The sequence below is a fragment of the Cellulosilyticum lentocellum DSM 5427 genome, assembly GCF_000178835.2.
GTDB lineage: Bacteria > Bacillota > Clostridia > Lachnospirales > Cellulosilyticaceae > Cellulosilyticum > Cellulosilyticum lentocellum.
Window position 1 is genome coordinate 1,247,874 of the sequence record NC_015275.1, and the last position, 23,335, is coordinate 1,271,208.

Annotated in this window: 18 protein-coding genes; 12 read left to right on the forward strand and 6 right to left on the reverse strand. The window is 33.1% G+C overall.

Features of this window, described 5'->3' with window-relative positions; translation table 11 throughout:
- Nucleotides 1-19: 19 nt before the first annotated feature.
- Nucleotides 20-1,642: a putative manganese-dependent inorganic diphosphatase gene (locus tag CLOLE_RS05600; RefSeq protein ID WP_013656114.1), complete on the reverse strand. Its 1,623-nt coding sequence runs from the start codon at nt 1,640-1,642 to the stop codon at nt 20-22.
- Nucleotides 1,643-1,993: 351 nt separating this feature from the next.
- Between CLOLE_RS05600 and CLOLE_RS05605 the strand changes: the two genes are divergently transcribed.
- Together CLOLE_RS05605 and CLOLE_RS05610 are read left to right on the forward strand one after the other, a co-directional pair.
- Complete coding sequence (locus CLOLE_RS05605; protein WP_013656115.1) at nt 1,994-3,277, forward strand: adenylosuccinate synthase; 1,284 nt, start codon at nt 1,994-1,996, stop codon at nt 3,275-3,277.
- A gap of 171 nt (nt 3,278-3,448) precedes the next feature.
- Nucleotides 3,449-3,973: a Bax inhibitor-1/YccA family protein gene (locus CLOLE_RS05610; RefSeq protein WP_013656116.1), complete on the forward strand. Its 525-nt coding sequence runs from the start codon at nt 3,449-3,451 to the stop codon at nt 3,971-3,973.
- 111 nt (nt 3,974-4,084) lie between these two features.
- Here the strand turns inward: CLOLE_RS05610 and CLOLE_RS05615 are convergent, their stop codons facing one another.
- Nucleotides 4,085-4,741 carry a hypothetical protein gene (locus tag CLOLE_RS05615; protein WP_013656117.1) on the reverse strand — a complete coding sequence of 219 codons (657 nt, stop codon included), beginning with the start codon at nt 4,739-4,741 and terminating at the stop codon, nt 4,085-4,087.
- Nucleotides 4,742-4,931: 190 nt separating this feature from the next.
- Here CLOLE_RS05615 and CLOLE_RS05620 point away from each other — a divergent pair, with 190 nt between their 5' ends.
- From CLOLE_RS05620 to CLOLE_RS05630, 3 genes are all read left to right on the forward strand, one after another.
- Nucleotides 4,932-6,596: a glycosyl hydrolase family 18 protein gene (locus tag CLOLE_RS05620; protein ID WP_013656118.1), complete on the forward strand. Its 1,665-nt coding sequence runs from the start codon at nt 4,932-4,934 to the stop codon at nt 6,594-6,596.
- Between the two features lie 87 nt (nt 6,597-6,683).
- Complete coding sequence (locus CLOLE_RS05625; protein ID WP_013656119.1) at nt 6,684-7,463, forward strand: alpha/beta hydrolase; 780 nt, start codon at nt 6,684-6,686, stop codon at nt 7,461-7,463.
- 113 nt (nt 7,464-7,576) lie between these two features.
- Complete coding sequence (locus CLOLE_RS05630) at nt 7,577-8,275, forward strand: N-acetylmuramoyl-L-alanine amidase (RefSeq protein ID WP_013656120.1); 699 nt, start codon at nt 7,577-7,579, stop codon at nt 8,273-8,275.
- Between the two features lie 38 nt (nt 8,276-8,313).
- On the opposite strand, the gene CLOLE_RS05635 is transcribed toward CLOLE_RS05630, so the two are convergent.
- The 4 genes from CLOLE_RS05635 to murC form a co-directional block, all read right to left on the reverse strand.
- The gene (locus CLOLE_RS05635; protein WP_013656121.1) at nt 8,314-9,639 is read right to left on the reverse strand and encodes an aminotransferase-like domain-containing protein; all 1,326 of its coding nucleotides are present in this window, start codon (nt 9,637-9,639) and stop codon (nt 8,314-8,316) included.
- A gap of 132 nt (nt 9,640-9,771) precedes the next feature.
- Complete coding sequence (locus CLOLE_RS05640) at nt 9,772-10,776, reverse strand: ATP-binding protein (protein WP_013656122.1); 1,005 nt, start codon at nt 10,774-10,776, stop codon at nt 9,772-9,774.
- A 1-nt stretch (nt 10,777) separates the two neighbouring features.
- Entirely contained in the window at nt 10,778-11,836 is a 1,059-nt protein-coding gene (locus CLOLE_RS05645; RefSeq protein ID WP_013656123.1) for a DnaD domain protein, read from the reverse strand.
- Between the two features lie 183 nt (nt 11,837-12,019).
- Entirely contained in the window at nt 12,020-13,402 is a 1,383-nt protein-coding gene (murC, locus tag CLOLE_RS05650) for a UDP-N-acetylmuramate--L-alanine ligase (RefSeq protein ID WP_013656124.1), read from the reverse strand.
- A 213-nt stretch (nt 13,403-13,615) separates the two neighbouring features.
- Here murC and purR point away from each other — a divergent pair, with 213 nt between their 5' ends.
- The 7 genes from purR (at nt 13,616) to CLOLE_RS05685 (ending at nt 23,285) form a co-directional block, all read left to right on the forward strand.
- On the forward strand, nt 13,616-14,425 hold the full coding sequence (purR, locus tag CLOLE_RS05655; RefSeq protein WP_013656125.1) for a pur operon repressor: 810 nt from the start codon (nt 13,616-13,618) through the stop codon (nt 14,423-14,425).
- A gap of 159 nt (nt 14,426-14,584) precedes the next feature.
- Nucleotides 14,585-15,850, forward strand: coding sequence for a glucose-1-phosphate adenylyltransferase (locus CLOLE_RS05660; RefSeq protein WP_013656126.1), 1,266 nt, complete (start codon nt 14,585-14,587; stop codon nt 15,848-15,850).
- A gap of 11 nt (nt 15,851-15,861) precedes the next feature.
- Nucleotides 15,862-16,971, forward strand: coding sequence for a glucose-1-phosphate adenylyltransferase subunit GlgD (gene glgD, locus CLOLE_RS05665; protein WP_013656127.1), 1,110 nt, complete (start codon nt 15,862-15,864; stop codon nt 16,969-16,971).
- 182 nt (nt 16,972-17,153) lie between these two features.
- Entirely contained in the window at nt 17,154-17,459 is a 306-nt protein-coding gene (gene spoVG, locus CLOLE_RS05670) for a septation regulator SpoVG (protein ID WP_013656128.1), read from the forward strand.
- A 113-nt stretch (nt 17,460-17,572) separates the two neighbouring features.
- On the forward strand, nt 17,573-18,937 hold the full coding sequence (gene glmU / locus CLOLE_RS05675; protein ID WP_013656129.1) for a bifunctional UDP-N-acetylglucosamine diphosphorylase/glucosamine-1-phosphate N-acetyltransferase GlmU: 1,365 nt from the start codon (nt 17,573-17,575) through the stop codon (nt 18,935-18,937).
- Nucleotides 18,938-19,061: 124 nt separating this feature from the next.
- The gene (locus CLOLE_RS05680; protein ID WP_013656130.1) at nt 19,062-20,018 is read left to right on the forward strand and encodes a ribose-phosphate diphosphokinase; all 957 of its coding nucleotides are present in this window, start codon (nt 19,062-19,064) and stop codon (nt 20,016-20,018) included.
- A gap of 492 nt (nt 20,019-20,510) precedes the next feature.
- Entirely contained in the window at nt 20,511-23,285 is a 2,775-nt protein-coding gene (locus CLOLE_RS05685) for a glycoside hydrolase family 26 protein (RefSeq protein ID WP_013656131.1), read from the forward strand.
- The last annotated feature ends 50 nt before the right edge of the window (nt 23,286-23,335 follow it).

Here is a 23,335-nt window from a genome sequence, read left to right on the forward strand (position 1 = left end):
TCAACTTTTATTCTTAAAATTAAGAGAGTCCCATGAGTTTAGGCACAATTTGTTTTTTACGAGAGAAGACGTCTTTAAGGAAGATGCTATCATCTGTAGGGTCTAAACCAAATAGGGCTTCTGCTAAACGCTTTTCACGACCTGTTACCATAAGCTCAGTTCCGCCTACTACAATATCGGTTACCATTAATAAGCAGAGGTCAAGATTTTCTTTTTCTTCTAAATGGTGCATTTCTTCTAGAATTTGATCTTTAATTTTGAATAAGCTTTTGAAATCACCAGTATTAACTTGTGCTACACTAATGTTATATTTACCAACAGTGAAAGCTTTTCTATCAATATTAAGCAGTTCTGCTGGAGAAGTACCTTCTAAAGAAGTACCTGCTGCAAGTAGCTCTGCACCATAGGCATATAGATCCACTTCAGCGATTTCTGCTAGTCTTTTAGCTATACGAACATCATCTGGTGTACAAGTTGGAGATTTAAAGATAAGTGTATCAGATAGAATAGCACTAAGCATAATACCTGCAATCTCTTTAGGAGGCATAATATTTTTCTCTTCAAACATTTTACCAATAATGGTATTAGTACATCCTACAGGCTCTGCACGAAGGAAAAGAGGATTACCAGTGTCAATATTAGCAATACGATGATGGTCAATAATTTCTAGAATTTCTGCTTGCTCAATCCCATCAGCACTTTGGCTTCGTTCATTATGATCAACTAAGATAACCTTTTTCTTTTGGATATCTAAGAGATGACGTTTAGAAATAAGGCCTTTAACTAATCCTTCTTGATCTAAGATAGGGAAGTGACGATAAGAAGTATTAAGCATCACTTGCTTAACCTCATCTAAGTAATCGTCGGTTTCAAAGTAAGTGATATCATCTTTCTTTAAAATATTTTTTACAGAGATGCTTTGTGAAACCATCTTAATAGTTTTAAAGAAAGAATAAGGAGTACAGATAACAGCGCAACTTAAATTTGGAGGAAGCTCTAATTTAAGGTTGTCCATGTTCTGATCTGTAATAATAACTGCGCCAGCTCCAGAATTTAAAGCCTTTTGAATACGATCGCTACTTGGACCAGTAATAATGATATCTGTATCCGCAAGTACTGTATGATCATCAATAGAAGCAGTTGTATAAACATCTCCTAAAACATAAGCATGAGGATAAGAACCAGTTATAACTTTTCCATCTAAAACAGAAGCAACATTAATAAATGGTGTTTTATGATTTTTAAGAACGCATCCATCTGTTAAACCGATATAAGTTTTAGCAATATCAGATACAGAAATAACACCAGCTAACTTATGGTCGTGATATAAAACAGGAATCATTTGACGTCCATTTTCAGTCATGACATCCCAAGCCTTTTTTACTGAATCGACAACATAAACAGAAGGTACATTATAAAAATTCATATCACTTACTTGAGGTTTAATATTTTCAAGTAAACGAGGTGCTTTAACACCAAAATAATCTAAAGCAAACTGTGTTTCTTTACTAATTTTACCGAGACGAACTGCCTCAACGTTTTGGTTACCAAGTGCACGTTTTAGATGTGCGTATGAGATACAGGCGCATATAGAATCTGTATCAGGATTTTTATGTCCGAAAATATATATTTTTTTATCCATAGATTCTCCTTTATTCATAGTGAGTATTAGCTTGATGTACTAAAAATGTATAATTATAGTGTGAATAACTAAAAATAAATTTATTACAAATTCCTGTGGAAAATTCAGTAATATCATACCTTATTAGGGACAGGATAAAATAAAGATAGCAATATACTTAGGGAATGTCAATAATGAAATAGAACCCAGCCTATAATAAGGAAATAAAAATAAGTATATCGAACATTTTCTTAAATAAGACAAGAAATATTCGAGTTCATATTGATTTTCTAAGTAATATTTGTTATGATAGTCATGTTTCAATTGTAAAATGTAAAAAAATGTTTAGAATATGGAAAGGGTGTGTAAGCAATGCCAACTAAAGTCATTATCGGCGCACAATGGGGCGATGAAGGAAAAGCAAAAATTATAGATATTTTATCTGAAAAGGCAGATGTGGTTGTACGTTGCCAAGGAGGTAATAATGCAGGACATACAGTAGCAGTAGATGGAGAGGTCTATAAATTCCAACTAATTCCTTCAGGAATATTATATACAGGGAAAAAATGTATTGTAGCCAATGGTGTTGTTATTGATCCAGAAGGTATTTTAGGAGAAGTAGATGGTTTATTAGCTAAAGGGATTGATGTAAGCACTTTAAGAATAAGCTCTAGAGCACACCTTGTTATGCCATACCATAAAGCATTAGATCGTGCAAAAGAATCTATCCAGGCAAAGGATGGTAAAGATATAGGAACGACGATGAAGGGAATTGGTCCATGTTATATGGATAAAGCAGAGCGTTCAGGAGTACGTGTATGTGACCTTTATCATGAAGAAGTGTTTGCAGAAAAGGTAAGAGCTAATGTTGCTGTTAAAAATGATATGCTTAAATATGTATATCATCAAGAAGAGCAATTTGATGCAGAAGAAATTATTTCAACTTATAAAAAATACGCAGAAAGATTAAAACCATTTGTAGAAGATACAACTGTAAGCGTTTATGAAGCGATTAAAGCAGGTAAAGAGGTTTTATTTGAAGGGGCTCAAGGAACACTTCTTGACCTTGATTTAGGAACTTATCCATATGTTACATCATCTCATCCTGTAACTGGTGGTGCTTGTATTGGTGCTGGAATTGGCCCAACTATGATTGATAGTTGTATTGGCGTTATGAAAGGCTATATTACTCGTGTAGGTAAGGGACCTTTCCCTACAGAGCTACATGATAAAATAGGTGACCGTATTAGAGAAGAAGGTCATGAATTTGGAACAGTAACAGGTCGCCCAAGGCGTTGTGGATGGTTCGATGCTGTTATTGGAGAATTTGCAGTAAGGACAAGTGGATTAACAGAAATTGCACTTAATAAAATAGATGTTCTAAAAGATTTAGATATAGTTAAAATTTGTGTTGGATATGAATTTAATGGTGAGATTATTAAATACTTCCCAGCAAGTCTTGAAGACTTAGAACTTTGTAAACCAGTATATGAAGAAATGGAAGGATGGGGAGATATTTCTCATATTCGTTCATATGAAGCGTTACCTGAGAGTGTAAAAAAATATCTTACTCGTATAGAAGAACTTATTGGTTGTAAAATTACAATGGTTGGTGTAGGTCCTAATAGAGATCAAAACATTGTTATTAATAAATAAGGATGAAAAGGAGAGGATAAGGCCTATGCAGTAGGCCTTATCCTTTTTGATACTTATGTCATAAATTGAAAAATATTGGATATAATTATCTTCATGATATAATCACATATATTAGATAAACTAATAAGAAAGATTTATAATGAAATGAGTAAATTTTCAAAATAGGTGATAATGTTATTTGCAATTGCAGAAGTCGTGGTAGTTATTGCCCTAAGTGCAAGAGCACATAAAATGAGCAGTCTAGCGGCGAAAGGTTGGTTTGTTGTTTATTCAGTACTTAATGGTATTACCTTATCAGCTATATTTGTTGTATATGAGATAGGAGCCATAGGTTATGCGTTTTTAGTAACTGCAGGTGTATTTGCTGTTATGACTATATATGGTTATGTTACTAAGACTGATCTTTCTAAGATTGGTAGTTTATTTGTAATGGCACTGTTTGGTCTTCTTATTGCTACATTTGTAGGCTCCTTCATTAATACACCAGGTTATACAATGGCATTAATGTATGTAACTGTATTTATCTTTATTGGATTAATTGGTTGGGATACTCAGAAAATTAAACAATATGCTTATGCACAAGCAGATTCAAATGGTGCATTAGCTAATGCAAGTATTTTAGGTGCTTTAACCTTATATCTAGACTTTATTAATATCTTTATTAGTTTAGTAAGAATATTTGGAAGTAGAGATTAATCATTAAGTATAAAGATGACAGATAATGTAAGAAAGAGCTATATCCTAGAGATTAATAAAACTAATCTTTAGGATATAGCTCTTTTTATTGTTATTTGCTTTAAAAATATCTTAAATAGAATCATCAGAGGTAATCATCGTGCAAATAGAAGAAAGAAAATGGGCATAATCTACAGGTATCCATATTTTATTTTCTAGTTTAAATTCAAAGCTTTGTGTATGAACATCCGTAGATGGGCTAGATGATTTATAGCCTTTTATCAATTCATCTATGTAAGTATTGGTTAAATCTTGTAAATAAAGGTTTTCATCTTTGTAGGTACTAATATCAATAGTTTTTAAGGCAGTCTTTACAGCAACATCGTCAATGGCTTTGTGGTCAAGATAGGAGGTTGATAGTTTTACAGTACACTTTTTAGAGTTCTCAGATGAAGTAACGATAGCGGTAGCATTAAGCTGATGTAAAGCTGATAAGTAAGCTTCTGTTAGATCTTTTAATTGTGTTTCATCGATCATAACGCCATCTTCTGTAGTAAGGGCTGATTGAATATTTTGTTTTAATGTAGTTGTTATATGAGTAGTAGTTGTTTTGGCCACTTCCTCAGAAAGACCTACTTCTATAATAGGCTTATCATTTTGTTTAACAATAAGCTCATAAAAATCAAGGGCGATGAAGTTGGCAGCTATAGGGGAACTACAACCTACGAGTAAAACAGTAGCTAATAACAAAATAAGAGGTGTTAATAAAAGACGCTTATTATATTTCAATCATTTCAGCTCCTTTATATTAAATGAATTGTTAGTTTAAGCATAATAGATTAATAAAGAATAGTCAAATAATTAAATAAACATAAGCTGATTAGAGAATCAATAAAATAATATTTATTACAATTTGGTCAGAAATACGTAGAAAAATGAAATATATGTTATACTATAGAAGTTAGAGGAGGATAGATTGATGCTAAAAAAAATCATATTAGGATTAATAGCAGTAGCGTTAGTCGTAACTGCTTATTTTACTGTAAATAGAGTGCAAACAGTAGGGGAATTAGTAGACCCATTGACATATTTTGATGAATTTAAGAATAATACTAATAACTTGGTATATAAAGATGAACGAATCAATTTAAAAGAACCAGTTATAACTATAAATGATCAAATATATGTTTCATATACCTTTGCTAATACTTATGTAAGTGATATTATTTTTTATGATGAAGCGGAAAAAGTAATGACTTTAACAAACGTGAGAGAAGTAGTTAAGCTTTATCCAGAGCAAGAGAATAAAATTAGTTTTGCAGGTATACAAGGGACTTATCCATTGACAGAAAAGGATGGTGAGCTTTATGTATCGGCTAATTTATTAGAAGACTTTTTTAAAGTAAGGATAGAAGCAGGCAAAGATGGGCGATTATTTATAGCTTATGATGATAGAGAAGAGCAAGAGCAAGCTACTATTTCAAGAAAAACAAGCTTACGTACACATCCTAGAAAAAAATCAACAGTAGTAGAAAACTTAGGAAAAGGTGAGAAGGTTATTCTTTATGCCGAGGAAGATGGATTTGCTAGGGTGAGAAGTGAAAGTGGCATTATTGGTTATATACCTTCTTCTCATTTAAAGCATAAAGAAACTATAGAGGCTCAGGCAGTAACGGATGTAGAAGCTTGGCCAATTAATCCACTAGGAGAAACTGTTAAGCTAGCATGGGATCAAATGACAAATGCCAATGTAGGAAATTGGGCTTCTGCTAAATATGCTAATGTAGATAAGTTAAATGTTATTTCGCCTACTTGGTTTGAATTTGGAGATGAAACAGGTGCTTTAGTAGATAGAGGGACAACGGAATATGTTAAATCAGCTCATGATAGAGGACTTCAAGTATGGCCCATTATAAGCCACAGCTTTACTAATACAGGCTTAACTAAGGAAATTCTTTCAAGTAGTAAAAAACGTCAATATGTTATTCAGCAGATTATTGATAAATCCAAGTTATATGGATTTGATGGTATTAATGTTGATATTGAAAATATACAGAATGAAACTAGCGCAGTATGGGTACAGTTTATGAGAGAACTTTATCCTCAGCTTAAAGCAGAAGGTCTTATTGTTAGTGTAGACGTGTATATGCCATCAAATTGGTCAGGGCATTATGAAAGAGAAAAAGTCTCAGCAGCAAGTGATTACTTTATTGTTATGGCATATGATCAACATTGGTCTGGTTCAGAGACAGCTGGATCTGTATCAGAAATTAGTTGGGTAGATGAGGGGATTCAAAATACACTAAAAGAAGTACCAAAGGAAAAGTTAGTGTTAGGAATACCTTTCTACACAAGACTATGGACAGAAACAAGTGAAGGTCTATCATCAACACCATATGGTATGACTTCAGCAAAACAGTTAGTGGATAAATGGGGAGTTATCCCACAACTAGATTCCATAAGCGGGCAAAATTATGCTGAAGTAGAAAAAGATCAAATAACCTATAAATTATGGATTGAAGATTATAGTTCGATTAGTAAACGTATAGCAATTATGGAGAAATATGAACTTGCAGGCTACGGTGCGTGGAAATTAGGCTTAGAGAGTGCTGATATATGGGATGTACTTGGACAAGTTAAATAATAAAAAGAATAGGAAAGTGAAAAAAAGCAAAGGCTTATAAAAAAGTCTTTGCTTTTTTTGATTAAAAGAGATAAAAGGAATAAAAGCATGCACTATATTGATAGATGGACATTACACAGGCATCAAAAAGAATATTATAAGAAAAGACCGTTTTCAGATACTGTAGTTATTTTTATTCATGGGATACTAGAAGGCAATATGCAATTTAGAAATTTAGGGTCTATAGCGTATAAAGAAGGATATTCAGTTCTAATTTTATTGTTACCAGGACATGGAGAAACAGGTGAAACATTTGCAAAAGTACATTTGAATCAATGGGTCGACTATGTTAATAAGCAGGTTCAACAGATGGAAAGGGAGTATAAATATATTATTTTAGTTGGACATTCCATGGGGAGTTTATTAGCTATAGGATATGCAGCGCATTTCCCGGGAAAAATAAAATCTTTAGTACTTTTTGCACTGCCATTAGCTATTGAATTAAAGTATAGAGTTATTAAAGGGGCCATTAAAATCGCTACGGGGAGACTTTCTGAAAAAGAGCCTTATGTTATTGCTGAGTGTAGAGCTATAGGTGTAGGAAAAACAAAAAGCTGGACGTATATTAAGTGGATTCCAAGATATATAGATCTTTTCATTTTAATTTCATATATCAAAAAGCAATTAAACAAAATCAAAAAGCCTGTTCTTGTAATTCAATCAAAAAAAGATGAGTTTGTACCAGTGAGAGTTATAAGGTTGATACAGCAACAATTGGTTACCAGTAAAATAATAATACTAGGTGATTCTGGCCATTTTTGTTATCATCATTCAGATATCAATAGACTAGAATCAGCCTTTAAGCAGTTTTTGCAAGAAGAAAAATAATAAAAATCAGTAGGTTAATTCTATAATATGAATTGACAACCCTTTCTTTGCATATGCTATTAGAGAGTTGTCAACATCCATAAAAATAGAAAAGAGCATTAGGGGGTGTCAAGATGATAAAAATAAAAGTACCATTATTCATGGGTGCTTTAGTAGGAATTATTGCTATTGCCTCTTACTTTAAATTTGCCACAGCAGCAATAGAAACCTCTGGGCTTTCTATTGCATCTAAGATTATTATTGTTGATCCAGGACATGGAGGGTTTGATCCAGGGAAACCGGGTATAAATGGAGCAGATGAAAAGGATTTAAATTTACAAATTTCTTTAAAACTTAGAGATTATTTAGAGCAAGCAGGTGCAGTTGTCATTATGACGAGAACAACTGATGATGATGTGGATGGTATGGATGGTGTTAAATACAAGAGCAAGGATATGGTAGAAAGAAAGAAATTAGCTGAAGGAGGAGATATATTAGTTAGTATACATCAAAATTCTTTTACTCAACCTAGTGTAAAAGGAGCACAAATTTTTTATAATAGTCAATCGGAAAAAGGAAAAGCATTAGCAGAAGCCATACAAAAGAGTATAAAAGAATATGCAGACCCTCAGAATAAACGAGAAGTAAAAAGTAATACTAATTATTATGTATTAAGGGCAACTCTTATTCCAGCTGTAATAGTAGAATGTGGGTTTTTAACCAATCCAGAGGAAGAAAAGCTTTTGAATAGTGAGACCTATCAAGATAGAGTGGCATGGAGTATTTATCTAGGAATTGTTAGGTATTATGAGACAATAAATAAAGGAGCATAATCACTATGCTCCTTTATTTATTGTCTCATAATATAATATTATAACGTAATAAAAAAGTTTCTAAGGACTTGAATAACTTGATAGATTTGGGAGGAATCCAAGTGGGTAATAGATAGACGAAAATAACCTTTCAAAGAAGTTGTAGAAAATAAGTCACCAGGAGAAATAATGATTTCATGTTCAAGTAAGTATTGACAAAGGATATCATACTGCTTTATAGGAACACGAAGCCAAAAGAAAGCACCACCATTATGGATAGTTAAACGAATTGGTAGTTGCTTTAAGGCATCTGAAAGTAGTGCATAATGCTCCTTATAAGCCATAAGAATAGTATGCTCAATCGTTTTTAATTCAGATGAGCTAAGATAGTGACGTAATAAACGTTCATTGAAACTGCATTCAATAGGATCTCTTAATCTTTTAATAAAAGCGAGAGGTAAGATGGCAAAAGTATAGTTCATATAAGGCAAGTAAAGCTTAGAAAACTGATGAATGTAGATAATAGGTGCATCGTCCTCGTAAAAAGGAATAGGAGAATCATACATAAAGGAAGCGTAAGTTATGTCATCTATAATGGTACAGTTATATCTCTTAGCTAGTTCAACAAGTTGGTTTTTACAGTTTTTGCTATAACAGAGTCCGGTAGGGTTTTGAAGTTGGGATGTAATAAAAATATAAGCAATATTACCAGTATGTAAATGCTTTTCAAGGATGTTTAAGTCTATACCTTCGGCTGTGAGTGGCGTTTCATAAATCTTGGCACCTAAAGAGCGAAGATAGCAGGACCAAGATAAGTCTCTAATGGCTTCAACACAAATGCCTGTTTTAGGAGAATCTTTAAATAGATCTAGTAAGAATTGATCCATGGTTTTAATAATACGTACTTGAGCATAGTGATGAGGAATACCTAGTTGTTTTAAAAAATTAGAAACAGTACTTTTAAGAAGATGCCTTTCTCTATAAAGAGGGTCGTTGAAAGCTTCCCAATTCTCTTTTTTGACAATTTCAGTAGCTAAATCTAAGCAAAGAGAAGAAGGAAAAAAGGTTTTAGGTACACCAATATGACTACAGCAGATTTGAGAAATGGAATCTAGTGGTAAAGTAGTTGTTGTAGATATAGGATGGGTGCTGATATAAGTTCCTTTTCCAATGTGACTTTCTACAAGACCTTGATTTTCTAAAAGTTTATAAGCACTCACCACAGTATCCCGATTAATACAAAGTTGCTTAGACAAAAAGCGGATTGTAGGAAGTTTCATTCCTTGAGTTAGAAAATTACCTTGAATAAGTTTAGCAAGTTCTGAAGCTAATTGTATATATAAAGGGGTTGGGTCAGATTTTGAAAGACTAATAGTATGAAACATAATAACCTCCTAGTCATGCTATATAAATATGTATATTAAGAAGTCGTCCAAAATATCATTAAAGATAGATATAAAAAAGAGGAAGTACTTAAAGCCAGTAGCTTTAAATACTTCCTCCTTCATAAATAGGAATTATTTTTTATGGGTTTTACCATATTTCTTTACCATACGAATGTCAGTACCGATAAATTTAAGAGGTTCATAATTACCAAATACTCTAGAGACGATTCGTTCTGAATAACGATCTTTCCATTCTTTTGGTGTAAGGTTGGTAGAAATGATTGTAGAGGTCTGGTTTAAATAACGACTATTGATAACGTTAAATAAATCACTGATGGTTAAAGTGGTAACTGATTCCGTTCCTAAATCATCAATGATAAGCAAATCTACATCAAATAGGGTATTTAGGGTCTCCTTTGAAGCCTCTTGCATATCTTCTCGATGAAAACGAGATTCCTCAAAAAGTTTAAATAACTGTGGTGCGGTAAAATAAAGTACAGTATAACCTTGATCGAGAAGTTCTTTAGCAATACAGTTACATAAAAAGGTTTTACCTAGACCTGTTGGACCATAAAGTAAAAGATTTTGTTTTTCAGTTTCAAATTTTTCAATAAGCCCCGCACAAACTTGTTGATTTTCATACATATTGTTATAAGGAGAAGTGCCAGCTTTAGGATCTATTTCTTTAGAGTAATAATCTAAAGTGAAATGATCAAAGTTTTCGATGTTTAAAATATGCTTTAAGTTAGATTGTTCATAAGCAATATTAATAAGTGCTTGGCGAAAACAATTACAAGGTTTATTACCTACAAAGCCTGTATCTTTACATTCCTCACAATCATAGTGAGGCTCTAAGTAATGAGGTGTATAGCCTGCTTCTACTAGAAGCATTTTTTTTGTGCGAATAAGTTCATCTGTATGACTTCTAAAATCTTCTATAGATTGACCACCATGAGGTGATAGCATACTACGCACTAATTTAACACCACTATCATTTAAAGTTTCATCAATTTTTTTTATGCGAGGGATTTTCTCATAAATTTCAGCAGTGCGTTTTAATTTAGCTTGGTGAGCCGCTGAACGTTTAAGATCATATTGCCTTAGGAGCTGTTTATAATATAATTCCTTATTGGTCATGTTAGTTTCCTCCATTTAGCTTTCGTGTGATATGTTCACGTTGCAATTTCTCTAGCTCATCAAAATCCCAATCATGTGAATACATATTGTTAAATTGAGATACCTTGTTTGAGATAGGTGTAATCGAAGAGGTTGGTGTGTTTAAAGCCTTTTTACTTTCGTGGGCTTTGTCTAAAGCTTTAATATCTTCAAGAGATTTTACCTTATCTGTATACCAAGAAGTTAGTATTGAATCTGCATAGTTTAAACTAGGTTTATTGGTCTGCATAACAGTTCGTTTGCAAGCTTCTAAAATAACATCCATATTAAAATGATAAGTATCAAACCACTTATTCATACAATTACGTTCAGCAGAAGTAAGAGTACTTTTAGATGCACCTAAGCTATTTAAAATTTTAAAATATCGCTTATCCATGGCTACTTTTTCTTTAGCAGCAACTACCGTAGTAATGCCTTCATCTACCCAGCTTATAGCTACTTTTTCAATATAGTGAATGGCTCTATGGTTATTGGAAGCACAATGTTCGATGAGAAACTCAATAAGGTCAAAGGGCATATGTAACCAATCATAGAGGCTGAAAAGTATCTTTTGATCTGTGATAGTAAGGAGTCTGCCTAAATATTCTTCGGCTACTTTAAAGAGCTTAAGCACAGCAGGGCTATCTTCTAAGTAAAGATTAATTTCCTCAGTACGATATTCCGGTCTAGTTTGTCTAATAATCGTTTTAGAAATAGGAAGGGCAGGTGAGTCCTCTTTTGCTTTAGGTTTTTCAAAGTAGAATTCTAAATCAAATTCATCTAGAGAGAGTTCAGAAAAGCAAATTACACCTTGGTCATTCCAGTATTTAAGTGCTTGTAGTACTTCAGAGTAAAGCATATCAAGATGGTTACTTACCTCTTCTAGAGAAAGAGGAGGGGCAGAAGTATCTGAAAAGATAGCTAGTAAATAAAGATAAACTTTAGTATAACCACTAAGTGCCTTAGGCATATAGTCAGAAATGAACCAATAAGGAACATGTACGAAAGGTTGTTTGGCTACTTTATATTTAATATATGCCATAGAGACACCTCCTTCATAAGTATTTATTTGATGTGTTAGTATTATAGCACAAAATGAAGAAAATATGATAAGCAAAAAAATAAAATCTCCGTAGGGCTGTGGAGATTTTAAGTGATTTTTGTTGATAACTCTGACGATTATTCACACAGGGTGTGGATAATCGTCAGGCAGTTTTGTTGATAACTATTTGTTTAATAAAAGGCCTGCTATTTGATTCACATTTCCAGCCCCCATGGTAATGACTAAATCATTTGGGACAGTATGCTCGTTTAAGTAGTTAGCGATTTGTTCAAAGTCTTTCATGTAAAGAGCATTCTTGCCTTTTTTGTTGATTTTTTTGATGATATCTTCTGCAGAGATATCCCCAGGATTTTTTTCCCTGGCGGCATAAATATCTGTAATAATAACATTTTCAGCGGAACTTAAGACTGCAGCGAAGTCATCAAGGAAAGCTTTTGTTCTTGTATAAGTATGAGGTTGAAAAACAACATATAGGTGATTGTGAGGATAAGCTTTTGCTACTTCTAAAGTAGCAGCAATTTCAGTTGGATGGTGGGCATAATCATCTACAATGGTAATATCATTAATTTTACCTTTAATTTCAAAACGTTGATCAGCACCTGTGAATGCCTCAAGTCCTTTTCCTAATAAATGAAGTTCAAGACCAAGAAAATGATAGACACTGCAAACAGCTAAAGCGTTTAAAATATTATGTTGCCCTGGAACATGAAGGTCTAAATGTGTCATAAAGGTCTCGTTATAATAAACATCAAAGCTAGCACAAGCTTTATCGTTAAAAGTAATATTTTCAGCAGTCCAATTATAATGACTACCAATCCCAAAGGTTTCTGTTTTACATGAAAGAGGAGCCGTAAACTCATCTAGATTTGGAACTTTCCCGTTAATAGCAAGGAAACCGTTGCTTGGAATTTTACTTGAGAATTTCTGGAAAGAATGACGGATTTGATTAATATCTTTGAAGTAGTCCATATGGTCTTCTTCTATATTAAGAATAATACCTATTTGAGGGAAAAAGTCTAAGAAACTATCACAGTATTCGCAAGCTTCAGTCAAAAAGTAAGGTGATTGCCCAATGCGAATATTTCCGTGAATAGCTTTTAAAATACCACCTACTGTAATAGTGGGGTCAAGGTCAGCAGCCATTAATCCATGAGCTAACATAGATGTGGTAGTTGTTTTACCATGAGTACCAGATACGCAAATGGGAGTATCAAAGTGCTTCATAAGAATGCCTAAGAATTTAGAACGTGTAATAGTTGTGATATGTTTTTCATGAGCTAACTGAAGCTCTGGATTATCTTCATGGATAGCAGCAGTATAAACGATAAGATCTACATCATCAGCAATATTATTTTTATCATGGCCGTAATAAATAGTAAGGCCTAAATCTTCAAGGTGTTTAGTTGTTATTGAGGCCTTCATATCAGAGCCTGTTACCTCATAACCTTTATAATGAACAATTTCAGCTAGCCCGCTCATGCTAATGCCACCGATGCCGATAAAATGTATTTTCTTCTTACCTATTAAAGAATTGATGTTTGACATAGTATTAGTCCTTTCAATGAATAAATTATTATTCTTTAAAAATGATGCCTTATATCATATTATGCATCATATTATTTTATAATTATATACCAAGAATAAAATAATAAACAAATTTTTTTTGAAAGGTGAATGTTTTTCATGTAATGCTTTTAAATATTCGGTTTTGTGTTTATAATAGAAGAAAGCAATTTAGCTTAGAAAAGGAGAAATATAATGAGAAAAGTACAAAAGCATGATCGTATTAGTGTGATTACAAATATTCTGACTAATAACCCTAACAAAATTTTTACACTTACTCATTTTTGCAATATATTTGACTGTGCTAAATCTACTATAAGTGAAGATCTTGATGTAGTTAAAGATATCTTTGCACAATATGATTTAGGAAATATAGAAACAATATCAGGTGCAGCAGGGGGGGTATACTATAATCCATTAATGACTAAAGAGCAGATTAGGGAGTTTACTAATGAACTTTGTGAAATGATTAATCATTCGGAAAGAATTATTCCGGGAGGGTACATTTATACAAATGACTTATTATACTCTCCAACTATTTCTAAAAATATTGGAAGAGCTTTAGCAAGCTTATTTAAGGATGTGGAAGTAGATTATATTATCACGGTAGAAACAAAGGGAATCCCTATTGCTTTGATGACAGCGATGATTTTAAATAAACCAATGGTAGTGGTACGCAATCAAAGTAAGTTAACAGATGGAACTGTTATTCATATGAATTACATTACAGGAAGTAATCATCGTATAAAAACCATGTGCCTTTCTACAAAAGCAATTAAAAAAGGTTCAAAAGTACTGTTTATTGATGACTTTATGAAAGCAGGAGGAACTGCAAAAGGAATTATTGATTTAATGCAAGAATTTGAAGCAGAAATGGTAGGGATAGGTGTTTTAATGGCTACTAAAAATCCTGAGAAAAAGGTGGTAGAAGATTTTAAAACACTATTATGGTTAGATACAGTGGATGAGAATAATAAGGTTGTAGATATTTATAATGTAGAGTAGAAGTCAAGTAGAAAAAAAACAGATATTTTTGTTAAATTTTTAAAAATATATATTGATATAATATTGTAAAAAAAATGGGAAAATGGTACAATGCTAATACGCAACAGGCAAGAAATTATTCAAGAATAAACTCGGCATACAAAAGGTAGGAGGGATTGCATGAATAAGAAAGAAATGATTGCTATGTTATTAGCAGGGGGACAAGGAAGCAGGTTGGGCATTCTGACAAAACAGATTGCAAAGCCTGCTGTTATGTTCGGTGGAAAATATAGAATAATAGATTTCCCACTTAGTAACTGTATCAACTCAGGCATTGATACAGTAGGTGTGCTCACTCAATATGAACCATTACTTCTAACAAAGCATATAGGAATAGGTATTCCTTGGGATCTAGATAGAAGAAATGGTGGTGTAACTGTACTACCACCTTTCTTAAAAACGGGAAATGAAGGTTCGTGGTATTCAGGAACAGCTAATGCAATTTATCACAATATTCGTTATATCGATGAATATAATCCGGAGTATATATTGGTTCTGTCTGGTGACCATGTTTATAAGATGGATTATAGTGCTATGCTTGAGGAACATAAGAAAAATAATTCAGATGCCACTATTGCAGTTATTGATGTACCTTTAGAAATTGCTGATCAATTTGGTATTATGAATACAGATGAAACAGGGCGTATTGTGGAATTCGAAGAAAAGCCTAAACAACCAAAAAGTACTTTGGCTTCTATGGGTATTTATATTTTTACATGGAAGGTACTTAAGGAAGCACTTATAAAAGATAATACTATCCATGAGCATAGCGATTTTGGAAAACATATTATTCCAGAGATGATTAATGGAGAGAAAAATGTATTTGCCTATCGTTTCAATGATTATTGGAGGGATATTGGTACTATTGAAGCTTACTGGAAAGCAAATATGGAATTAACTGAAACCGTGCCTGTTTTTAATCTTTATGATGAGTTTTGGAAAATTTATACGAATATAGAACATCAATTGCCACAATATATAGGAGTCGATGCTATATTAGAGCAATCACTTGTAGCAGAAGGCTGTGAAGTCTATGGTCAAGTTTATAATTCTGTACTAGGACCAAGAGTTATTATTGAAGAAGGTGCTGTTGTTAAAAATTCTATTGTTATGGGAGAAACAATAGTAAGAAAAGGGGCTAATTTAGATCACTGTGTGGTTTCTGAAAAGTCAGAAATAGGTGAGAATACATATATAGGAGTAGGAGAAGCTGTCCCACATGTTACCAAACCACATATTTATTATAGTGGTATAACAGCTATAGGTGATAACACAGTTATTCCTGACAATGTTAAGATTGGTAAGAACTGTGAAGTTGGTGGTCATACACTACAAGAACACTATGTAAACGGCGAATTAGAAAGCGGACATTCACTTATTGTGTAGGAGGGGAAAACATGAGAGCTATCGGAATCATATTAGCGGGTGGAAAAAGGAATTCACTAGGGGTATTAACCAAACAAAGAAATGTTGCAGCTATGCCTATTGGTGGTTCTTATAGAGCAATTGACTTTGCTTTAAGTAACCTAAGTAATTCAGGGATTAAAAAAGTAGCAGTTATTTCTCAATATAGTGCGAGATCATTGGCGGATCATATTGGTTCATCTAAATGGTGGGATTTTGGTAGAAAAAAGACAGGACTTTTTTTATTCACACCGACCATGCTTAATCAAGAAACCTATGGTTTTAGAGGAACAGCAGATTCTATTTTCCAAAACATTGATTTCCTAAAGAAAAGTAATGAGCCGTATGTTGTTATTACTTCAGGGGAACAAATTTATAAGATGGATTATGAAAAGATTATTAAGTATCATGAACAACGTAATGCGGACATTACAATCGCATATAAGGATATGAATACGTATAATGTAGAAGACTATGGTGTTATTGGGTTAGATGAAAATAAACAAATGATTGACTTTGAAGAAAAACCACTTAACCCACAGTTTACTACCGTTTCCTTAGGGGTATATGTAATGAGTAGAGAGTTACTCATTAAACTTCTAGAACAACTGGAAGTAGAAGGAAGATACAATTTAGTAAGTGATATTATCATTCGTTACCGTAAAAAGCTTAAAATTTATGGTTATCACTTTGAAGGCTATTGGAGGAGAATAAGAGATATTAATGAATTCTATCGCATTAATATGGATTTCTTGACACCTGAAGTAAGAAATCTATTCTTTAATACCTACCCTTATATTTATACAAAAGCTAAAGATGAGCCACCAACAAAGTTTAATGTACAAGCTAAAGTGCTTAATAGCATTGTTAGTGGAGGTGATATTATTAATGGGCAGGTAGAAAACTCTGTACTTTTTAGAAAAGTATTTATTGGTGAAGGGACAAAGGTTAAAGACTCTATCATTATGGAAGGAGCTACCATTGGTAAGGGATGTATCATTGAAAATGCTATTCTAGATAAACAAGTTTTTGTATCTGATGGACAGAAAGTAATTGGAACAAAAGACAATATTATTCTTTTGGAAAAAAGAAATATTGTTTAATAACGCTAAAAAAAAGTGATTAAGTTACTAGTATATGTTGTAAATGCCTTATACATGATGGAATTATAAGTCAAAATAAAAAATATTGACTATTTCTTAAAAATATCATATAATTCAAATAATAATACAATATTAATAGGATAGCCAACATGGCACTAGTTAATAACAGGGAGGATTTGCTAATGGAAATCACAGATATTAGAGTAAGAAAAATCAATAAGGATGGCAAAATGAAAGCAGTTGTGTCTGTTACTTTTGATAATGAATTTGTTGTTCATGATATCAAAGTAATTGAAGGGGATAAAGGACGCTTTATTGCAATGCCAAGCCGTAAGACTTTAGATGGGGAGTTCAGAGATATTGCTCATCCTATTAATTCAGAAACAAGAGATCGTATTCAAAATCAAGTGTTAGAAAAATATGAAATGGTATTATTATCAGATGAGGTTGCTATCGCTGATGATAGCGATTTAACTGCTGAAGAATAATTACATATGAAGAGTGTCCTAAAGGTTATGCTTTTAGGACATTTTTTTGTTGCATAAATGATTATAAAGTGAGAGAATAGCTTAGAAGTAGAAACGTGAAAGGAAGATTTTAAATGAAAACAAAGGCATTAATTCTAGCAGCTGGTCAAGGCACACGTATGAAATCAAATGGTTCAAAAGTACTTCATAAAGTGTTTGGAAAAAGCCTAGTGGAATATCCTATATTAGCAGCAAAAGCAGTAGGAGTAGAAGAGGTTTGTTTAATTGTAGGACATAAAGCAGAAGATGTTAAAAATGCATTAGGGGAAGATGTAAGCTATGTACTTCAAAAAGAGCAATTAGGAACAGGGCATGCTGTTATGCAAGCTATGGACTTTATTGAAAGTGCTGATGAAGTACTTATTTTATGTGGGGATACGCCGTTAGTTACTGGGGAAACTTTACAAGATATGTTAGATTTTCATCATCATAATAATAATGCGATTACAGTACTTTCGGCTATGATGGATGACCCAACAGGCTATGGCCGTATTGTAAGAGATGCTAATGGCAATTTGGTAAAAATTGTTGAACAAAAAGATGCTACTGAAGAAGAAAAAGCAATCAAAGAGATTAATGGTGGTATGTATGCTTTTGACGCGAAACTTCTAAAATATGCTTTATCTAAACTTACGAATAATAATGTACAAAACGAGTATTATTTAACTGATACAATCGAAATACTATTAAAAGATGGCCACAAGGTAAATGCTATTGCTACAAGGGAAGCTGATGACATTGCAGGTGTTAATTCAAGAGTTCAACTAGCAGCTGTAACAGAGGTGATGAAGAAACGTATTAATGAAAAGCATATGGCAAATGGTGTTACCTTCATTGATCCGATGAGCACTTATATTGAGTTAGATGTTATTATTGGCAAAGATACCATTATTGAACCAGGCTGTATGCTAGAAGGAAAAACTGCTATTGGAGAAGGGTGCCGTATTGGTTATCATTCCAAATTAAAAAATACTACTCTAGCAGATCAGGTTGAGGTAGAAATTAGCGTTATAACAGATAGTTTTGTAGATGAAGGAACACATGTAGGACCTTTTGCTTATATTAGACCAAATTCTCATATCGGTAAAAATATTAAGGTAGGGGATTTTGTAGAAATTAAAAATGCTAATATTGGTGATGGGACTAAAATATCTCATCTGACTTATGTAGGAGATGCTGATGTAGGTAAAAATGTCAACTTTGGCTGTGGCAGTGTAGTTGTTAATTACGATGGGCAGAAAAAGCATCGTACAATAATTGGAGACAATGCTTTTATAGGATGTAACACAAATTTAGTATCGCCTGTAACTGTGGAAGATAATGCTTATACAGCGGCAGGGTCTACTATTACTAAAACTGTTCCTAAAGATAGCTTAGCTATAGCTAGAGCAAAACAAGAAAACAAGGAAAACTGGGTAGCAAAAAAGCGACAAAAATAAGTAAAAAAACAAGAAAAAATTGTTAATTGTCATTAAAATAGTTTGTATGCTTTGCATCCTGTATACAATATGATATAATATTTTGCGGAATACATGGTCTATTATTGAAGGAGGACTCAATCAAATGATTAGAAATTACACTGATATTAAAGTGTTTACTTGTAATGCTCACCCCCAGCTTGCTAAGGAAATCGCACAAGGATTAGACGTTACACTTGGTAAATCAGAGGTTATGAAATTTAGTGATGGAGAAATAAGCGTTAAAATTGACGAGAAAGTACGTGGTACCGATGTTTATATTATCCAACCAACTTCTACTCCAGCTAATGAACATCTTATGGAATTGCTTATTATGATTGATGCCATGAAACGTGCTTCAGCAGGGCGTATTACGGCAGTTATCCCATACTATGGTTATGCAAGACAAGATAGAAAAACAAGAGCTAGAGATCCAATTAGTTCAAAACTTGTAGCAGATATTCTGCAAACAGCTGGTGCTGACAGAGTACTTACAATGGACTTACACTGCTCACAAATTCAAGGGTTCTTTAACATTCCAGTAGATCATTTAGTAGGTATGCCACTTTTAACTAAATACTATGCGGATAAATTTGGTGATCAAACAGAAGATGTAGTGGCTGTATCACCAGACTTAGGTAGTGTGGGTAGAGTCAGATCTTTTGCTACTAAACTCGATATACCTTTAGCGATTATTGATAAGAGAAGACCAAAAGCAAATGTATCTGAAATTATGAATATCATTGGTGATGTTAATGGTAAACGCGTTCTCTTAATTGACGATATGATTGATACAGCAGGAACTATTTGCAATGCTGCAAATGCACTTAAAGAAAGAGGGGCAACAGCTGTATATGCTTGTTGTACACATGGTGTGCTTTCAGGTCCTGCGTTAGAAAGAATAGAAGCTTCTGCTATTGAAGAATTAGTAGTGCTTAATACAATTGCTATACCAGAAGAGAAAAGAATTGCAAAAATCAAAGAGATTTCAGTTGCTCCAATTTTTGCAGATGCAATCAGACGCATACACGAAGATTTATCAGTATCTAAATTATTTGATTAGAGTAAAGAGAGGTAGTCCTTTTATGGATTATCTCTTTTTTTATTAACAGAAAGTATTATTTTATATTGTATATAACATATTTTGAACTGATATAGATAAAAGTACAGCAATAAGGAGTGTTACATAGAATATCTCTAAATGCGATAGAATTAATAGCTAACTAATAAAATTTAAGGTTAAAAAAACTAATATTTAATGCAAATAAAGTATAATATTAGTTAAAATGAGAGGGGTAATAATAAGAAAGAGTGTAAAGCAAAAAAATCTATGAGGAGGGGGAGGTGTGCTAAGAAATATCCATATTCAAAAAATGAACATAAATAGTGCTTTAAATATAAAATAATTTACTAATTAAATTAAAAATACCTTACAATTAAAAAACTGATGAGTAAAAAATACTAAATAATTTAGAAAAATATATTTAAAAATATATTTTTCTAACTAATAATATGTGATATAATGCATTTAAACATATAGAAGGGGGTATTTTAAATGCATAATAAGAAGTTAAAAAGGGTATGGGCATCTCTTATGGCAGCGACTATGATAGTGCCAATCTTACCTACAGCTCAAGTATTTGGTGCATCAGGGGAAAGTGCAATGATTTATGAGAATGATTTTAAAAAAGAAGCATCAGCAGAGGACATAGGAGGGAACAAAGCATTAGGATTTGAATTGGAAGGTGATATTAATAACTCATGGCTTACTGTTTTTCAACAAGACTTATATTATGAGTATGCTGACCAAATTAATGCTGGAGCAACCTTGAGTTTTGATTTGATTATTCCAGAAAAAAGTACTTTTACAGGTGTATTTAAAGCACAAGCTGTAGCTAAAATGGGGAATGATTGGACTTGGACTCAGTGTGAAACAATTCCAGAAATTGCAGTAAGCGCATTTGCTTCAATGGGAAATGGTTATAAAAGTGCTAATGTTTCCATTTCATTTGGAAAAGAGATTGAACAAATAAAAGGTTTAAAAGCAGTAGTACCTTGTTTAGCTGCTAGTAATTGTGATTATAAAGGTAAGATTTATCTAGATAATGTCAAACTTACTAATGGTAAAGCTGCTATTACAGAACCTGTGATCGTAGAAGCAACACAAAAAGTGAAAACTCAAACAGCTATCAAGGTTAATGCCAATTCTATTGTTTCAAATGGTAAGCAGGTGAATACATCTAAAGAAGTTAAATTGGTAGATGACAAGGCAGTAGATTCAGTAGCTCAATTATATGCTTATTTAGAAGCCGTAGGCAAATCGGATAGTGTATTGTATGGTCATCAAAATGATACACATCATAAAGCAGGCAATAAGAAATTAAGTAATTCAGATACAAAAGATGTGACAGGCTCTATTTCTGCTGTAGTGGGAATTGATACTTTGTCTTTAGCTGGAAATGAGTTTCCTGGTGGACTTGAAAATCAGTACCCTACAAACATGACTAGTCAACAACGTATAGAAGCATGCGCTAAAATGAACAAGGAGGCAGTAGCAGAAGGTGCTATTATAACTGTTTCAGCACACATGCCTAACTTTACTATTATTGCTGACCGTATAGCTAATAAACCAGGGAAAGATGGCACGCTAGATTGGACAAAAGCAGACTTCTTGAGTGAAGGCAATAATGTGGATGGTTCATGGGTTACCAGTGGGGATGTTGTTCAAAAGATTATGCCAGGTGGAAAGCTCAATTATTTATTTAATGCTTATCTTGATATGATTGCAGCTTATGCGGAAGAAATGGGAGATACACCTATATTACTACGTCCTTTCCACGAAAATACAGGCAGTTGGTTCTGGTGGGGAGCAGCCTTCTGTGATGAAGATGCCTACAAAAACTTATATAAATATACTGTAGACTATTTACGTGATACAAAACAGATACATAACATTCTCTATGTATATGGACCAGGATCAGAGGCAGAGAGTGTGGCTGACTATGCAAAACGCTATCCTGGAGATGACTATGTTGATATGGTAGGTTTTGATATGTATCATCAATATCCAGCAGAAGGAGATAGTTTTATTGCTAATTTTAAAAAGCAACTTATTGTTGTAGAACAATTTGCTCAACAACATAATAAATTGTTCGCTGTAACAGAAACAGGTATTTCTAATGGAAATGAAGTATTACTTAAAGGTGGAAATGAGAGGAAAGATTGGTATAATGAAGTGCTAGAAGCTATAGCACCATCTTCGGCATCTTATTTCTTGCTATGGGCAAACTTTGGAACAAACAGTGGTTATTATACACCATATGTGACAGAAAAGACGGAAGCTAGCATGAAGGGACATGAAATGCTAGATAACTTTATTGATTTTTATAATAATAGTAAATCTGTATTTGCAGCACAAGTAGGAGATTTAAATAAGCTTTCTGTAAAAGTTAAAGACAATACAAATGTAACAGGATATATTACTTATCCTACATCGGGTAGTCGTATATTAGATACTATAACAATTAAAGCAAGTGTTAATAATGTCATTGATACAGCTAAAGTTAACTTTACAATTAAAAATAAGGCAGGAAAAGTAGTTAAAACCTTAGCTGCAACTCAAGATGTCTCTGGAGCTTATGTGTCAGAATTAACAAAAGCAGAGCTTAAAAAAGTAGGTGAAACTACAGGGACAATCAACCTCACTGTAGAGGGTAAAGAAATCAGTAAAATAAATGGTAAATTCAATATGCCAGAACCTGTTTATGTACCTACAGTAGTAGATACTTTCGATGATTACTATGGAGATAATGAAGTTCTAAATACAAGTTGGAGTATAGGAAAAGGAACCGGTTGTACATTGGCACCAAGCTTAAGTGATAAGAAGTATGCAGGAAAATATGGACTAGAATTTAAGTATAACCTTGTAGCAGGCGGTTATATTGGTGTTACAAAGAGTCTCAATAATGTAGATTGGTCTAAGCAAAATGCATTACAGTTATGGACTATTCCAGATGGAAAGAATAAAAAGGTTGTTATTCAAGTGACATCAGGTGGCAATGTATTTGAGGTATACTTAAATGACTATGAAGCATATAACAAGGCTACAGGACCTATCTTGGTAACTATACCATTTAGTAGCTTTGTAGGTAGAGATGATGCAAATGCTGTATTTGATTCAACTAAGATTGAAGGCTTTGGATTATGGTGCAATACCATTTTGCCAGAAGGAGCAGATGCAGATACTTATAAGTTAATAGGAAGTATTTACTATGATGACATTAAAGCAATAACTAGCAAAGAGACTAGTATATCATTTACTAAAAAGTAATTTGCTAAGCTTAAAAAGCATCTTGGCCGGAGATAATCCTCCCTCCTAGC

Coding starts and splice junctions, on each gene's coding strand:
- CLOLE_RS05600 (WP_013656114.1), bottom strand. CDS start 1,642: ATGGATAAAAAAATATATATTTTCGGACATAAAAATCCTGATACAGAT.
- CLOLE_RS05605 (WP_013656115.1), top strand. CDS start 1,994: ATGCCAACTAAAGTCATTATCGGCGCACAATGGGGCGATGAAGGAAAA.
- CLOLE_RS05610 (WP_013656116.1), top strand. CDS start 3,449: ATGTTATTTGCAATTGCAGAAGTCGTGGTAGTTATTGCCCTAAGTGCA.
- CLOLE_RS05620 (WP_013656118.1), top strand. CDS start 4,932: ATGCTAAAAAAAATCATATTAGGATTAATAGCAGTAGCGTTAGTCGTA.
- CLOLE_RS05625 (WP_013656119.1), top strand. CDS start 6,684: ATGCACTATATTGATAGATGGACATTACACAGGCATCAAAAAGAATAT.
- CLOLE_RS05630 (WP_013656120.1), top strand. CDS start 7,577: ATGATAAAAATAAAAGTACCATTATTCATGGGTGCTTTAGTAGGAATT.
- CLOLE_RS05635 (WP_013656121.1), bottom strand. CDS start 9,639: ATGTTTCATACTATTAGTCTTTCAAAATCTGACCCAACCCCTTTATAT.
- CLOLE_RS05640 (WP_013656122.1), bottom strand. CDS start 10,776: ATGACCAATAAGGAATTATATTATAAACAGCTCCTAAGGCAATATGAT.
- CLOLE_RS05645 (WP_013656123.1), bottom strand. CDS start 11,836: ATGGCATATATTAAATATAAAGTAGCCAAACAACCTTTCGTACATGTT.
- murC (WP_013656124.1), bottom strand. CDS start 13,402: ATGTCAAACATCAATTCTTTAATAGGTAAGAAGAAAATACATTTTATC.
- purR (WP_013656125.1), top strand. CDS start 13,616: ATGAGAAAAGTACAAAAGCATGATCGTATTAGTGTGATTACAAATATT.
- CLOLE_RS05660 (WP_013656126.1), top strand. CDS start 14,585: ATGAATAAGAAAGAAATGATTGCTATGTTATTAGCAGGGGGACAAGGA.
- glgD (WP_013656127.1), top strand. CDS start 15,862: ATGAGAGCTATCGGAATCATATTAGCGGGTGGAAAAAGGAATTCACTA.
- spoVG (WP_013656128.1), top strand. CDS start 17,154: ATGGAAATCACAGATATTAGAGTAAGAAAAATCAATAAGGATGGCAAA.
- glmU (WP_013656129.1), top strand. CDS start 17,573: ATGAAAACAAAGGCATTAATTCTAGCAGCTGGTCAAGGCACACGTATG.
- CLOLE_RS05680 (WP_013656130.1), top strand. CDS start 19,062: ATGATTAGAAATTACACTGATATTAAAGTGTTTACTTGTAATGCTCAC.
- CLOLE_RS05685 (WP_013656131.1), top strand. CDS start 20,511: ATGCATAATAAGAAGTTAAAAAGGGTATGGGCATCTCTTATGGCAGCG.